16 protein-coding genes are annotated in these 15,695 nt (G+C 30.8%); 7 read left to right on the plus strand and 9 right to left on the minus strand.

Annotated features, from left to right (window positions below; genetic code table 11):
• Window positions 1–26 precede the first annotated feature (26 nt).
• From FRY74_RS11325 to FRY74_RS11365, 9 genes are all read right to left on the minus strand, one after another.
• On the minus strand, window positions 27–1,814 hold the full coding sequence (locus FRY74_RS11325) for a SpoIIE family protein phosphatase (protein ID WP_170228021.1): 1,788 nt from the start codon (window positions 1,812–1,814) through the stop codon (window positions 27–29).
• A gap of 16 nt (window positions 1,815–1,830) precedes the next feature.
• Window positions 1,831–2,730 carry a hypothetical protein gene (locus tag FRY74_RS11330; RefSeq protein WP_147101697.1) on the minus strand — a complete coding sequence of 300 codons (900 nt, stop codon included), beginning with the start codon at window positions 2,728–2,730 and terminating at the stop codon, window positions 1,831–1,833.
• On the minus strand, window positions 2,731–3,252 hold the full coding sequence (locus FRY74_RS11335) for a YfiR family protein (RefSeq protein ID WP_147101699.1): 522 nt from the start codon (window positions 3,250–3,252) through the stop codon (window positions 2,731–2,733).
• Window positions 3,253–3,353: 101 nt separating this feature from the next.
• Entirely contained in the window at window positions 3,354–3,740 is a 387-nt protein-coding gene (locus FRY74_RS11340) for a hypothetical protein (RefSeq protein ID WP_147101701.1), read from the minus strand.
• Window positions 3,741–3,898: 158 nt separating this feature from the next.
• The gene (locus FRY74_RS11345) at window positions 3,899–4,414 is read right to left on the minus strand and encodes a ferritin (RefSeq protein WP_147101702.1); all 516 of its coding nucleotides are present in this window, start codon (window positions 4,412–4,414) and stop codon (window positions 3,899–3,901) included.
• Window positions 4,415–4,416: 2 nt separating this feature from the next.
• Window positions 4,417–5,247 (minus strand): universal stress protein, encoded by an 831-nt coding sequence (locus tag FRY74_RS11350; protein WP_147101704.1) that lies wholly within the window; start codon window positions 5,245–5,247, stop codon window positions 4,417–4,419.
• Window positions 5,248–5,310: 63 nt separating this feature from the next.
• Window positions 5,311–6,006 (minus strand): response regulator transcription factor, encoded by a 696-nt coding sequence (locus tag FRY74_RS11355; RefSeq protein WP_147101705.1) that lies wholly within the window; start codon window positions 6,004–6,006, stop codon window positions 5,311–5,313.
• A gap of 2 nt (window positions 6,007–6,008) precedes the next feature.
• The gene (locus FRY74_RS11360) at window positions 6,009–7,592 is read right to left on the minus strand and encodes a sensor histidine kinase (protein ID WP_147101707.1); all 1,584 of its coding nucleotides are present in this window, start codon (window positions 7,590–7,592) and stop codon (window positions 6,009–6,011) included.
• Window positions 7,593–7,781: 189 nt separating this feature from the next.
• Window positions 7,782–8,456, minus strand: coding sequence for a ComF family protein (locus FRY74_RS11365; protein ID WP_147101709.1), 675 nt, complete (start codon window positions 8,454–8,456; stop codon window positions 7,782–7,784).
• Between the two features lie 99 nt (window positions 8,457–8,555).
• On the opposite strand from FRY74_RS11365, the gene FRY74_RS11370 reads away from it, so the two are divergent.
• From FRY74_RS11370 to FRY74_RS11400, 7 genes are all read left to right on the plus strand, one after another.
• Window positions 8,556–9,494: a hypothetical protein gene (locus tag FRY74_RS11370; protein WP_147101712.1), complete on the plus strand. Its 939-nt coding sequence runs from the start codon at window positions 8,556–8,558 to the stop codon at window positions 9,492–9,494.
• A gap of 46 nt (window positions 9,495–9,540) precedes the next feature.
• The gene (locus FRY74_RS11375; protein WP_147101713.1) at window positions 9,541–10,350 is read left to right on the plus strand and encodes a mechanosensitive ion channel family protein; all 810 of its coding nucleotides are present in this window, start codon (window positions 9,541–9,543) and stop codon (window positions 10,348–10,350) included.
• Between the two features lie 13 nt (window positions 10,351–10,363).
• On the plus strand, window positions 10,364–11,323 hold the full coding sequence (locus FRY74_RS11380) for a DUF3078 domain-containing protein (protein ID WP_147101714.1): 960 nt from the start codon (window positions 10,364–10,366) through the stop codon (window positions 11,321–11,323).
• 146 nt (window positions 11,324–11,469) lie between these two features.
• Window positions 11,470–12,042, plus strand: a complete 573-nt coding sequence (locus tag FRY74_RS11385) for an RNA polymerase sigma factor (protein ID WP_147101716.1) — start codon at window positions 11,470–11,472, stop codon at window positions 12,040–12,042.
• Window positions 12,035–13,276 carry a PKD domain-containing protein gene (locus FRY74_RS13065; protein ID WP_147101717.1) on the plus strand — a complete coding sequence of 414 codons (1,242 nt, stop codon included), beginning with the start codon at window positions 12,035–12,037 and terminating at the stop codon, window positions 13,274–13,276. The genes FRY74_RS11385 and FRY74_RS13065 overlap by 8 nt, the downstream gene beginning before the upstream one ends.
• Window positions 13,277–13,378: 102 nt before the next feature.
• Complete coding sequence (locus tag FRY74_RS11395; RefSeq protein ID WP_147101719.1) at window positions 13,379–13,804, plus strand: hypothetical protein; 426 nt, start codon at window positions 13,379–13,381, stop codon at window positions 13,802–13,804.
• Window positions 13,785–15,695, plus strand: a 1,911-nt coding sequence (locus FRY74_RS11400) for a hypothetical protein (RefSeq protein WP_147101721.1), incomplete at its 3' end; no start/stop codon positions are given. The genes FRY74_RS11395 and FRY74_RS11400, both read left to right, overlap by 20 nt.

Below are 15,695 nucleotides of genomic sequence, written 5' to 3' on the forward strand. Positions count from 1 at the left end.
CTTAAAAACGATGTAATTTTTTGACCTTAAGAGATATGCATTCCTATCACGAGGATGTCATCAACTTGCTCAAGTGGACCTTTCCAAGTCTCAACTGTAGAATCCAAGTGATCTCTTTGTTTTGACATTGTTTTTCCAACTAATCCAAGCAAACAATCTCTAAATTGTTTATACATAAACTTCTTACCTTTTGGACCACCAAATTGATCTGCATAGCCATCAGAAAAAACATAAATATAATCGTCTTTTTCTAATTGAATAACGTGATTAGTATATGTTTTAGGCTCATCGTCAAAATAAGAACCTATAGGAAACTTATCAGCTTTAATCTGCTCGACATCATTGTTGCGGATTAAGTAAAGAGGATTAAATGCTCCAGCGTATTCTAGTTTTTTAGTTTTAGCATCATAACTACAAAGCGCTAAATCCATGCCATCTTTAGTTGTTGCTCCTGAAGAATTTCTGTGTAAAGTTTGGCTAATTTCTTTGTTTAAAGAATCTAATATAGTTGCAGGAGTATCAAATTGAGTTAACGCATTATTTAATGCATTATACCCAACAATACTCATAAATGCACCAGGAACGCCATGCCCAGTACAATCAACTGCAGCAAAATATGTTTTTCCATTCTTTTCTCCCATCCAGTAAAAATCTCCAGATACAATATCTTTAGGCTTATATAAAACAAATGAATTTGGTAAAATATTTTTTACCAATTCGTCTGGAGGTAAAATAGCTTCCTGCAAACGCTTAGCATATTTTATACTATCAGTTACTTCAGTATATAATTCACTAATTTTTTCATTTTGAACTTCAATTTCTTCCTTCTGCTTAACAACTTCTGCAGTTCTCTCAACAACTTTTTGTTCTAAAACTCTTTCATTTTCAGCTAAATCAACACGCATTTTTAAAAGTGCATGTCCTAACTCATCCTCAGAACTTAATGGCTCATAATTAGTAGAGAATTGACCACTACCAACATCGTTTGCAAAATCTTTTGTGCTTTTAAGTCCTAAAACCAACCTATTCAAAGCATTTGTCATTTCTCCAATCTCATCACTTCTTTCTTTTAACTTTTTGGTAGGAAAAACACCCCTACTTAAATCTAACAAAATATGTTTTAATCGATAAATTGGTTTAACAATTGTCCTTGTGGTAAATAGAGCAATTAACACACCTCCCACAACTAGGGCTATACCAAGGATTCTAAAGAGTTGTTTTAGAAAACTAAATGAAGTAAGCATTGTTGCAGTTACTTCATCTGATTGAAATTTTTGATTCGCAATTAAATCATTTAATTGAAAAAGAATCTCATTTGTTTTTAGATTGATATCCCCTCCTTCTCCAACCATAAAATTGGCTAAAAACTTACTTTGAGAATCTTCATAACTAACCCAATCAGGCAGAAGCATTTTCACTTCTTCATGAAGTTCAAATAGCTCATCTAAGTTAACAAATACTGCTTTTATTTTTTTTCGATCTTTTTCGGACCAATGAATTGCTAATTCTTTTATCCTTTTTTTAAGAAACGGATAATCCCGTGAACTTATTCTATTTAACTTTTGCTTTTCAGGATCATCAGCTTGAGATTGTTGGTAAATCCAATTAGAAATCAACATCTTTGACCTCACTGTTAAAAGCTTCAACTCTTCTAATGAAGCAACAGTTGGGTTGTTAACAGTAGTGATTTCTTCATTAATTTCAATACTAGCGTTTAACGTCTGGTAAGTTGTATAAAAAACTACCACTACACAAAACAGCAAAACCCCGAAACCTGTACCTATTTTTTTACCTATTGTAAACCTGAACGCCATTTTTAAGAATGATTTTTTACTTTTCATCAGTAGACTCAAGTTCTTCTAATTCTTTCTTATAAATTGTCTCCTTTTCTTCATCGTTCAGCCCATGAAAAATATTACCTAACCCTATCAAAGTCTCTCTTCGGTTATAGCCTAATTCATATGATTTTTTCATGTGAGGCAAAGCTTTTAAAAACAAATCAATACATACATCTTGTAATTCATTTAGTCGCTCTAAATCCATATCATAATCCATATTATTAATAATATCCGCTGCATCATTATAATATAATATTCCAACATTATAATGAGCACTTCCATTATTTGAATCTAAAGCTAATACCTCTTTATAGATTAATCGAATTTGGTCTTTTTTAGCTGAATCTAGTGCATTATTTTGCTGTGCGTATTGATTAAGCATTGACGCTAAAGCTAATTTAAATTTTACATCTTGAGATATTAATTCAGCATCAGGATTTGACAATTTCATTGTTTCTTTAAACTTATCAAAATTTCCTTCTGCTAACTCATAAGTTTCAGGTGTAAGAGAACGAGCAGCATCATTATATAATGTAGAAGCTAAATAGTTTAACATTTTAGAAGAACTTTCAGTAAATTCCTTGTCTTTATCAGTCTCCATTAATTTTTTCAAAGCATCAATTGCCTCTAGTCTGAAATTAGAATTTTTATCGTCTTTTTGTCTCTTTTTATATAACTCTTTGTAAATAAACCCTTTATAATAAAATGTTTTAGCTTGACTACTTATAGTTGAATCTACTGATGCTTCATCTATATATTTTTTTGCACTATCTAATTCCTCTTTTTGCAAATAAAACAATGCTTTAGACACACCGTCTTTACCTACAAACTGAGCAAAACTAATGTTACAAATTAGCAGTACTAGAGATAATATGTAAATTCCTTTTTTCATTTATTTAACAGTAAAAGCTAAAGCTTCTAAGCTAGAACTTACTTTTAATTTATATTTTTCTACATTTCCTTTGTTCAACTCAAATTTTTGACGATTATCTTTAATTATAAAATTAATTCCAGCACCTTTATCTACAAGTCCTGTTTGCTCAGTAACAATAAGTGTACTATTATTTTTTAACGATTTTAATAAGGATGATATTTCTCCACTTTTATCTTTACTTAAGTATAAAATATGGCACTTTGAAATTTCATCTACAGAGCTAAATTTTTTAACCTGGAGGGATTGATTTGCAACTTTTTTAGTTTGAGTCATTTTTGTTAACTCGCTATAAAGAGGCGATTCTCCTATCACACCTATTGTAAACTCTCCCTCCTTATATGAATTTGGCCATTCAATATATTTAGTAAAGTTATAGATAAATACAGCTTTGATTTTTGCATTAGTATCTATTGCTCCCGCTGGCTTAAATCCTGTATGGATAATAAGCAATGAGAATAATATAAATGCAATTTTTTTCACTGATTAGTTACTTGTCAAATATTAGACCAAAAATTAATTGAGGAAAGATACTAAAAAAAAATAAATGATAAAGTAATATAAAACCAAAGTAAAGATCTGGACTAGTCCTTCTTCCTTCCTTTACCCGACTTTCTTCCTCCGCTAGAAGTTTTAGCGCTGTTTTTATCGCTACTTTTTGGTTTAGCAGTAGCTGATTTATATCGGCGCTTACTAGATGAAAAAGCAGAATTATTTCTCAACTTAACAGGTTTTTTTGAAATAGAATGTTTGTATAATTTAGATTTAGATTTAGTTCTAGGACTTTTTGTTGAGGTAATATTCGGTCCTTTTTTTGATTTGCCAGAAAAAGCATCTCTATGTTTTGGAGCCTCATACGAACCAGATTTTGCGGAAGCTGAGCCAGAACTTTTTTTCTTCCAAAATTGCCCATAGGCATTAGAAGAACAAAAAATAAATAACCCAATTAATAATACAACTATATTTTTCATATGATAACTACCAACATCGAAAATAATCTATCTTAAAATAAATTAAGATAAAAATCCCTTCTACATTTTAAAGGGAGTAAATATAACAAGTTGCGTTTTGAATACACCAAATCAAGGGCGTGTTTTATTAACAATTTATGGTTTTTGTTAATAACCAGTTATTGAGAAACAGATCCTGTTGTTGCCATCGAAATAGATTCTATATCTCTATCAAAGAGATACAATCCTCCTTTATCAGCTCCGATCATCCTCAATTTATCCATAATAGTTCTTGCTAAAGCTTCCTCCTCAATTTGTTCAGCAACATACCATTGCATAAAATTATGAGTTGTATAATCTTTCTGTTGTAAACAAATCTCAACTAAATTGTTTATTTCATTAGAAACCATTACTTCATGATCAAGCAAAGTCTGAAACAAATTGTTTAAAGATTCATACTCTTCACCAGGTTTTGGTAGAGCTGGAACAACTGCTTTACCTCCTCGTTCATTTACATACTGAACAAGTTTAAGCATGTGTATTCTCTCTTCGTCTGAATGCTTATATAAAAATTGAGCAGTACCTCCTAAACCTTGAGTTTCAGCCCAAGAAGCCATTGCTAAATATATTTGTGATGATTCCGCTTCGATTAAAATTTGTGCGTTTAATGCACTCTCTATTTCTTTCTTTAACATAATTAGATTTCTTTTACTACAAACATAGGCAATTCCGTATGACAAGTCAATTTATTTGAAATGCTTTTATGAAATATTTTTTCAATAAACCCATGTTTTCTTGACAATACAGCCAACATATCGCACTTATTATTTTTAACAAAAGCATTAATCCCATCAACAATATCTTCATGTTTTTCAGAATGAAAACTACAATCAACTTCATTAAAAATTTGTTCTAATTTTGATTTTTGATTTTCAATTTTAGTTGAACTTATAACCTCATTATTTTGATTTATATTTACAAAAAGTGTTTCTGAATTATATTTTTTAGCAAAACTTATAAAAGAACCAAAAAAAGTTGATTCATTAATTTCCTCGAAATCTATTGCAAATGCAACTCTTTTTATTTGAAAAGTATTCGTGTTTTCTGGAACAATTAAAACCGATTTATCACTATGAGTAACAACTTCTTCAGCATTACTTCCAATTAAAACTTCTTTTAAACCAGAAGCTCCTTTTGTTCCCATCACTATTAAATCTATACCCATTTTGTTGGCATATAGGTCAATTGAATTAGCCACGTCTCCAGCTATAGCTTTGGTTTTAATCTCTACATCCTTGTATTCTGGGTTGTTACCAATTTCATTCACGCAACTTAACAAATCTTTTTCAGCAGATTTTTCTAATGTTTCCAATAGAGTTCTAGTCATTGGAGAAGAACTTGAATAAGGCATTTTATAAGCATTTAAAATATGGAGTTTAGCTCCAAAATCTTTAGCTATTTTTAATGCGAATTTCAATGCATGATTTGCATTTTCTGAAAAATCGGTAGGGAAAAGAATATTTTTCATTTGATTTATTTTACTCAAAAGTAAATTAATCGTTGGTTTTTTTGAATGACATTTATCACAATTCTATTCATGTACAAAAAAACGAAATCCTCTTCCATGAACATTCATAATTTCTATTCGCTCATCTTGGCTTAAGTGCTTTCTAAGTTTAGCAATATAAACATCCATACTTCGTGCATTAAAATAATTATCATCTCCCCATATTGCTTTTAAAGCATAGGTTCTTTCTAAAATTTTACCTTGATTTAATGCTAACAATCTTAACAAATCATTTTCCTTTGAAGTTAATTTCTGGGTTGTATCTCCAATCATTAACAACCTTTTTTGATAATCAAAATTGTAATTACCTATAGCAAAAATAGAAACCTCTTCTTCTTTAGCTTGTGGCTTTGACCTCCTTAAAACAGCAGTTATTCTAGCCAACAACTCCTCCATACTAAATGGCTTAGAAATATAATCATCTGCTCCGGATTCAAATCCTTGAAGGGTGTCTTCTTTCATTGATTTCGCGGTAAGGAAAACAATAGGAATATTTTCATTTATTTTTCGAATCTCTTTTGCTAATGTAAAGCCATCTTTAACAGGCATCATAACGTCAAATAAACATAAATCATAACTACCTTTTGCAAATAGAGTAAACGCCTCATCACCGTTTATTGCCAAATCTGTAGCATAGCCTTTAGCTTTTAAATAATCAGACAATAAATTGCCCAAGTTTACATCATCTTCTGCAAGTAATATTTTAATGTTTTTATTCATAATTAGTTGTTTTCATTGTTTTTAAAAGGCAAATAAACTTTAAACGTTGTTCCTACTCCAAACTCACTAACCACTTGTATTTCTCCTCCATGTTTATCTACCAATGCTTTTACATAGTTTAATCCTAAGCCAAATCCTTTTACATTATGTACATTGCCTGTTGGTACACGATAAAATTTCTCAAAAATTTTATTTACGTTTTCCTTCTTTATTCCAACTCCATTATCAGAAACGCTAACTAAAATACCCTGTTTGTAATTCTCTGTTGAGATAATAATATCTGGTTCTGTTGGGCTATATTTGTTAGCATTATCAAGCAAGTTATATATTAAGTTTGTTATGTGAACTTTATCTGCAGTAATTTCATACTCTTTTGCTGCTAAGTTTTTACTAATCTTTCCTTTCTTACTCTCTACTTGAATTAAAATGTTTGATGTAACTTGATTAATTACATCATGAAGATTAAATGTTTCTTTTTTCAATTTTAATTCTTTATCCCACATAGCACTTTTCAACACACTTTCTACCAACAATCCTAATCTTTTGTTTTCTTGACTAATCATATTTATATAATTAGAATTTATAGATGGATTAGCAGAAATATCTTTATCTGATAATGCTTCACAAGCTAAAGAAATTGTAGAAATTGGGGTTTTTAACTCATGAGTCATGTTGCTAATAAAATCATTTTTAACCTCAGACAACTTCTTCTGTTTAAAAATAGTTTGTATGGTATATGTAAAAGCTAATACAATTATAATCAACAATAAAACGGAAGTTAGTAACATCAACCACATCGTTTTTAGTAAATAACCTTTTTGATGAGGAAAATAAATACTTAAAAAATGAGGCGTTTCTAAAATGTCATTTGGAAACAATTGGGCATAATAATTTGATTGTCTGATTTTATTAATGTTTGATAAGGAATCTACTAGTAATACATTCCCATCATAGTCAAACACACCATATTGAAAAGTGGCCTTAATATCTCTATGAATAAGTTCAAGTTTCAATAAGGAATCTAAAATTTGTTTGTTAACACGTTCTAGTATAGGTCTGTACTGACTTGTTTGATATATACTTTTTAACATTTCATCCAGCATCATCAACTTTTCATTTTGCTGATAATTTAACAACGAATCTTCAAAAGAATAATTTGTAATAGGCAACCCACCTTGAACTCCAATACTCATTTGAAATTCGCTACCATTATCAGAAACTGACTCAACTGTTTTTTGATAAACTTTTCCATTTGCTGTTTGTTGATGCTGTTCATTTACTCGGTATTTCACCCCATCTTTCTCAAAATAGGCAGAGGTATCAAAAGTTGTTTGTTGCATAGAATATAACAACTTTGCTTTTTGATTAAATAGCTGTTGGCTCTTTTGGTGAATCTTAACTCGATTAAGTGCCTCAATCTTTTCAAGTTTACTTGTAACAGCAAATAAAGCCGATTTAACATCCCTACTAAACTCATCCTCTCTAAGAGCAACTGCACTGTCAATCCAATACAATTGAATGGCAACTAAGCCTAGTAATGCAGACGTTATTACTCCTATTAATATGTATATAAATTTCTTTTTCATTTCTTAACTCTTCCAAAGGTAGCTCTAAACCATAGTAACAAAACAATGCTTAACACTTTTTAACATTTCTTAACTTGATTTTAACACGCCTTGCTTTAATTGAAGGCTAATTTTGAGTTGTATACTTCCTCAATTTACCTTCCTGTTTAGTTAGTGCAAAATAAAACCCATCAAATCAGATGGGTTTTATTATGCTGAAGCAATAGTAACTATAGAAACCCTACAATTTACTTTTAACAACACCTTAACACTAGCTTCTAATGTTGCTCCAGTTGTAATTACATCGTCAACTAATAAAATATGTTTGCCTTCTAATTTCTCCGTATTTTTAACATCAAAAATTTCTGAAACATTTTCCCATCTGTTAAAACGGCTCTTTTTAGTTTGTGTCTCACTGTGTTTTTTACGATACAAAATAGTTGTTTCTAAGCTCTTATTTGTACTTTTTGAAAGCCCTCTTGCAAAACACTCACTTTGATTATAACCTCTTTTTTTAAGTTTTTTGGAATGAAGCGGAACAGGAATAATGTAATCTACTGTTTCTATCCAATTCGATTTCTGCAAATCAAATCCATATAATTCCCCAATACGCTCACCAACTTGTTTAGCCCCTTTATATTTTAATTGATGTAATAAATTTTGAACTCGACCTCCTTTTTTGAAATAATAATACGCTGCAACATTTTTCACATCCACTCTTCCCCAAAATATTTTTGTTAACGGGTTATCTTCATCTAAGTGATAATTTGTTTTCGGCAAAGAAAATTGACATGATGTACAAATTACTTCTTCTTGCTTAAGTAAAACTCCATTACAAGCAAAACAAATTTTTGGAAATATTAAATTAAAAAAATCGTTTAACATAAATACTTTATACACAGATTGGTTTGCATAACTTTTAAAATGGCAAACATCATAAAATTAAAAATAAATTACTTTTGATTTATTAAATATAATATACAAATGGAAAAGCAAACAGAAACTCAAAAAATCACATCTACAACTCCTGAAAATAAAGGGAATAAAACCAATAAATTGTTAGTGGTTGTAATTGTTTTACTGCTGGGCTTTTGTGGTTTTTTAATTTGGCAAAATCTTGAATTACAAAAGAGCATAGAAAGTGGGGAAGTTCAAATTGTTGAAGTTTCTGGAGAAAGGGATCAAGTTAGGGCAGAACTTGAAGATATGCTGGCACAATACAATGCACTAGAAACTACTAATGAAGAAATTAGCGCAGAATTAGAAGCTGAAAAAAGTAAAATTGAAGATCTTTTGAAAAAATTAAAAGGAAAAGATTGGACCATTCATAAACTGAAAAAAGAAACTGAAACTTTAAGAACAATTATGAAAGGTTTTGTGGTTCAAATTGACTCTTTAAACACTGCGAATCAAGAATTAAAAGCAGAGAACACAGTTGTAAGAAATGAACTAAGCTCAGAAAAAAGCAAAACTGAAAACTTATCAAAAGAAAATGAAGGCTTATCTAATAAAGTTACTATTGCTTCTTATTTAAAAACAGTTGGATTGACTTCTTACGGGGTTAGAGTGAGAAGTGACAATACAGGAAAAGAAAATGATAGAGCAAAAAAAGTCGATAAAATAAGAACTTCATTTACCATTCAAAAAAATGAAATTACACCTCCAGGAAATAAAACAATTTATGTTAGAATTCTGACTCCTGATGGCAAAGTATTATCTGAAAAAACAGACGATTCAAATAAATTTGATTTTAATGGTATAAGAGGATTATATAGTTCAAAAAAAGACATTAACTATCAAAATAAAGAAATTGAGTTAACCATTGACTGGGTTAAAACGGAAGAATTTCCAGTTGGAGAGTACAATGTAGAAGTTTATGCCGATGGTGTTGATATAGGGAAAACAAAGTTTACACTCAAGTAAAAATGTTTTGTTAGTTTTGCCGTCCAAAAAAAATTAAAAACTTATTATGGATAATATTTATGAAAAGGCCGTTGACCTTATTTTAACTTACGGCCCAAAATTAGTTGGAGCAATATTAGTTTGGATTGTTGGATCTATCGTTGTAAAATTTCTATCTAAAACGTTTAGTCGAGTTTTAGAAAAACGAAATATTGATCCATCGTTGAAACCATTTTTAATAGGGATTGTTAGCTCATTACTTAAAGTAATGTTGGTTATCAGTGTGCTAGGAATGGTTGGTATCGAAATGACTTCTTTTGTAGCTATTCTTGGTGCTGCTGGTTTAGCTGTTGGTATGGCTTTATCTGGTACTTTACAAAATTTTGCTGGAGGGGTTATGATCCTAATTTTCAAACCTTTTAAAAATGGGGATGTTATTGAAGCTCAAGGGTATGTAGGTTCAGTATCTGAAATTCAAATTTTTAACACGATTCTTAAAACTCCAGACAATAAAACAATTATAATACCTAATGGAGGTTTGTCAAACGGATCTATGGTTAATTACTCTACAGAGGCACAAAGAAGAGTAGACTGGACTTTCGGTATTGGATATGGTGATGATGCAACAAAAGCAAAAACTGTTTTGCAAAATTTAATTGATGCTGATTCTAGAATTTTAAAATCTCCTGAACCATTTATAGCTCTTTCAGCATTGGCTGATAGCTCTGTAAACTTTACAGTTAGAGCATGGGTAAAATCAGAAGATTATTGGGGGGTTTTCTTTGATATGAATGAAAATGTATACAACACTTTTAATAAAGAAGGTTTAAGTATTCCTTTCCCTCAAATGGATGTTTACGTTCATAAAAACAACTAACATATAAACAAATATGAAAAAAATAATATTAAGCTTAATGCTTCTTGTTTCGACAAGCATTGTCTTTTCACAACATACTGAAGGTGAAAAAATACTAAAAAAGCAACACGCAGATACAATTCCTGATGGATGGAAAACTGGTGGTATTATCTCAGTAAACTTTACACAAGTAAGTTTAACAAATTGGGCTGCAGGGGGAAACAATTCGATTTCATTAAACGCTATTACAAGTTTGTATGCAAACCTTAAAAAAGGGAACTCAACATGGGACAACACTCTTGATTTAGGTTATGGTTTACTTAAGCAAGGCGATGAAGGCCTTAGAAAAACTGACGATAAAATTGACTTTATGTCAAAGTATGGTAAAAAAGCACGTAAACACTGGTATTATGCAGGGTTAGTTAATTTTAAATCTCAAATGGCTCCTGGGTACAATTATCCAGACGATTCAACTCAAATTTCTAAATTTCTAGCTCCAGGTTATTTATTAGGAGCAATAGGTATGGACTATAAGCCAAATGATGCATTTACTTTGTTCATATCTCCTTTTACAACAAAAATGACTTTTGTAAACGATAAAAAATTAGCAGATGATGGTCGATTTGGTGTAGATGCTGCAGTTTATGATGATTTTGGAGTATTAATTACTGAAGGAAAAAGGTTCAGAGCTGAATATGGTGGATATTTAAGAGCTATCTTAAATAAGGACTTAATGGAAAACATTAAACTTCAAACTAAATTAGAATTGTTTTCTAACTATACAGAAGACCCCGATCATATTGATGTTAACTGGGAGGTATTAATTGCGCTTAAAGTAAACAAATTTGTTTCTGCGACAATCTCTACTCAATTAATTTATGATCATGATGTGGACATTGCTGTTGATAGAAATGATGATGGACTTATTGATGGAGTAGGACCAAGAACTCAATTTAAAGAGGTTTTAGGAATTGGTTTAACATATAAATTTTAAACCATATTAATTATACAAACTTAAAACCCGATGATTTTTCATCGGGTTTTTTTATACTTATAAGTTAAAGATTTAACTATCTTCACATTACAAAAGTATAATAGAGGCAACCAAAATATTAATCTTTCGTCTTTTTAAATGAAATAATGGATCTTGCAGACCAAGACATATTACATGACATTGTAAAAAAATGTGTTAATGGAGATCGGAAAGCTCAAAAAGAGCTTTACAAAAAGTACTATAGCAAAATGATGAATGTTTGCTACCGATACTCCAAAAACTCTGCAGATGCTGAAGATTTATTACAAGACGGATTTGTAAAAGTGTTTACAAATTTAAGTCGATATGACTTTAATGGTTCTTTGGAAGGTTGGATTAGAAGAATAATGGTAAATACAGCAATTGATTTTTACCGTAAAAACAAAAACATATACTTTGTTGATGAAGAAGGAGATTACACTTTAGAAACTTCAAAAGTGGAAAGTGCTGATCAAATTTATAGTCAATTTGGAGTTGATATAATTATGGCTGCAATTCAAGAATTAAGCCCTGTTTATAAAACTGTTTTTAACATGTATGTAATTGATGGTTATAAACATAAAGAAATAGCTGAACAATTAGATATAAGTGAAGGAACATCTAAGTCAAACCTTGCAAAAGCAAAAAATAATTTAAGAGAAATCTTAAACAACATAGAAAAGATACATTACGATGAGTAATTTAGAAGATATAATAAAACAAAAGGTAGATCAGTTTGATGTACCTTTTAATGAAGCACATTGGGAAACAATGGAAGCTAAGCTTCATGCCTTAAAAATAGCTAAAGTCAAGAAAAATATTTTTCTAGCAGCTGGAGTTATTGCAATAATTGGTGTTATTAGTGTATTCTTATATGATCCTGCTAATAAAACTGAACAATTGGTTCATCAAACTAATGAAATTAACCAGAACTCAAACAATCCTGTTACTTTAGAACAAAATTCAAATTCTCAAATCAATACAGAAATTGAAAAAACACATAATCAAAACAATAATAATCCTATTCAAAAAATAGAGATAGAATTAGAAGACCCTATTGAAACTCCGGAATTAAGTAGTAATGAAAATGATAAAAATTTATTAGTTGAACCCAAAACAGAAAAAAGCATTAATAAATTATCTTTAAGTTCAGAGTTTATAGTATACAACAATCGTATTTGTTTAGGCGAAGAAGTAAGTTTTGAAGCAATTGAAAGAAAAAATGTTTCTTATTTATGGGATTTTGGAGATGGATCAACTTCTACAAAAGCAAATCCAAAGCATGTTTATTTAAACGATGGGGTTTATACTGTTAATTTAACTGTTACAGATATTAATTCTGGTAAAAATGATTATAATGAAGTAAAGCGTGCTGTAGAAATATTACCACTACCAAATGCTGAATTTAGTTACTTTGAAGAAGCAGAAAAGCATGACGATAATAAATTGAAATATCCTTACACTAACTTTATTGCAAAAGCTAAAGGATTAGATTCTTATACTTGGAATTTTGGAAATGGGCAAACAAATACACAAAGTAATCCTAAAATTATTTATGATAAAAAGGGATCTTTTAAAGCCTCTTTAATTGTTAAAAATTCTTTTGGATGTATTAATTCAAGTTCAAAAATGATTACAATAGATTACCCTTTTAATTTATTTGCTCCCAACGCATTCTCGCCAAATCAAGATGGAGATAATGATATTTTTATTCCAAAAGCTTTACTCGCTTGGGATGTCCAGTTTGAAATGTTAATTAAAAATAAATCTGGTGATGTTGTATTTAAATCTACCGATAAATATAATGGTTGGAATGGAAAACTTAACAATTCAGGAACCGACCTTGAACCTGGTATTTATTTCTGGCAGGTTGTAACTTACGACATAGACGGCATCCCTCATCAACATTTTGGTAAGATTAATCTTCTAAAGTAAATTGTTAAATTTTAAACAAAGTATTAAATTCTTTGTTTAAATGTTATTTACTGATATTGTTGATTATTTTTCTTATTATATTTATACAATATCCTATTTACTATGAATAAAACTCTTTTGATCTTATTGGTTTGTTTAACCAATCTTGCTTATAGCCAAACTTCTAATCAATTTGAATACTATTCTCAAAATAATATTATAATAAATATTGCACTTGAAGATTGTATTGATGCTAAAAAAGGTATTGAGAAACAATACAACTTTATTGAAATAATTAATAACAATTCATCTCCTGTTAAGGTCTCTTTCAAAAAAGATATCTGGTATAACAATGTTTGCCAATCATGTAATTCTAATTCTGAAGAGTATAAAGTTAACCTTGTTATTCCTGCAAATAGCTCCGTTAATGGAGATTGTGATTCTGAAAACAAATCTCTTCGAATTTTTTCAAAAATGTTGAATCTAAATAAAGTTAGAAAACTTTCTAAGTACGAATTAAAAAATATCAATGTTGAAATTATTAAGTAAAATATTTTTTATTGCATTCACTCTTATCAGTTTTCAAGGGTTTGCTCAATGCTCATTAAACCTTTTTGCTAACCCAGACCCTGTTATCTGTGGAGAATGTGTTACGTTAAGTGCTTTTGGTAGCATGGATGGAAATATTGCCTTTCAAGAAGATTTTAATAGCGGATCTCCTGTAGGTTGGCAATTTACTCAAGCAGTAACCATAAATAGTACAGAATGTGGGGTTCCTGCTCCTGATGGGACCGACTATATGTGGATGGGAGATAACGCTGTAAACCCTAGAGATATGACCACTGTTGGTTTTGATTTAACATTAGGAGGTACTATATGTTTTGAAATGCGCTATTCAGTTCAAGGAGATGCTTCTCCGTGTGAAGGACCGGATGAACCAGACGAGGGAGTATATCTTCAATATTCAACAGATAATGGTGCAACTTGGATTACTATTGATTACTGGGATCCTAATGGAGGAAATGACCCTAGTTTAACTGGATGGAATCAATATTGTGCGGCTATACCTGCTGGTGCTTTAACTACAAACACTATGATTCAATGGCATCAAGATGATGTAAGTGGAGCTGAGTATGATCACTGGGGTATTGATAATGTAATTATTACATTAAACGATCCCAACTCACAAATTACATGGTTACATGATGGGTATAATTATCCTTTAGGATCTAGTGGAGGTGATAACCCTACGCAAGTTTGTTTAACTGCCAATGGCACTTATACGGCAGAAATTACAAATGGCACCAATACTTGTTCACAAGACATCACTGTTAATGTTGTAAATCCTGTTGTTTCTGTTTCTGCAGCTCCTGACACAAGTATTTGCCCTGGTGAATGTGTACAACTTGTTGGGGATGCTAAGGTTATTACTAGTCCAGCTTCTACTCCCACTTTTGAAAATAATGAATTTTCTGTTGTTGCTAGTGGTAGTGCAGATATGAATATAAATGTTACTGGCTTAAACCAAACTACTCTTACTTCTACTTCAATTACTGAAGTATGTTTAACAGGTTTTACATTTTCAGGAACTCAAGTCTGTACTTCTTTTGGTGGTTGTAATTGTAACGGAACAACTATCGGCCTAGGATCAACCTGTAATCTCGATATTAGTAGTTTCGATGTTATTTTAACAACCCCTGATGGATGTCAAATCACCTTAGTCCCTAATGGTGTTGCTTCAGGAACTGACTATACAAATGTTTGTTTTGTTCCTTCTGGAGGAGCTGATATAAATGGAGGTGGTTTCCCTACCCCTGGCACATGGGATCCAGATCAACCTTTTTCTAATTTAAACGGCTGTAATTCTAATGGTGTTTGGAATTTGGAAGTTAATGCTCCTGGAGGTTTAGGTTTTGGTATTGGTACCTTACAAGGTTGGGCAATTTCTTTTGATGATCCAGAAATTAGTTATCCTGCAACTTATACTTGGTCACCAACCACAGATATGACCAATTCTAATACACTAACACCTACTGTATGTCCTTCTGGTACCGAAACTTACACTTTGGAAGCAACAGATGCAAACAACTGTGTAACGGTTTCTAACGATGTAACCGTAACTGTTTCTGCATGTACTAATTGCTCAATCGATTCACTTACTGTAAATACAACTCCTTGTGATGCTTCTGGTAATTATACAACTAATGGTTTAATTTATTTTGTAAATCGTCCAGCAACAGGAAATCTAGTAATAGAAGATTGTAATGGACTACAACAGGTAATTCCAGTAGCTTCAATTTCTAGCCCTCAAGCATACAATTTAACTGGGCAAACGGCAGATGGATTAGCTTGTGATATAACAACTTATTTTAGTGATGATTTAACCTGTACAAATACAGAAAATTATACAGCTCCTGCTGCTTGTGCTCCATGTAATATA

The sequence above is a fragment of the Vicingus serpentipes genome (genome assembly GCF_007993035.1).
Classification (GTDB): domain Bacteria; phylum Bacteroidota; class Bacteroidia; order Flavobacteriales_E; family Vicingaceae; genus Vicingus; species Vicingus serpentipes.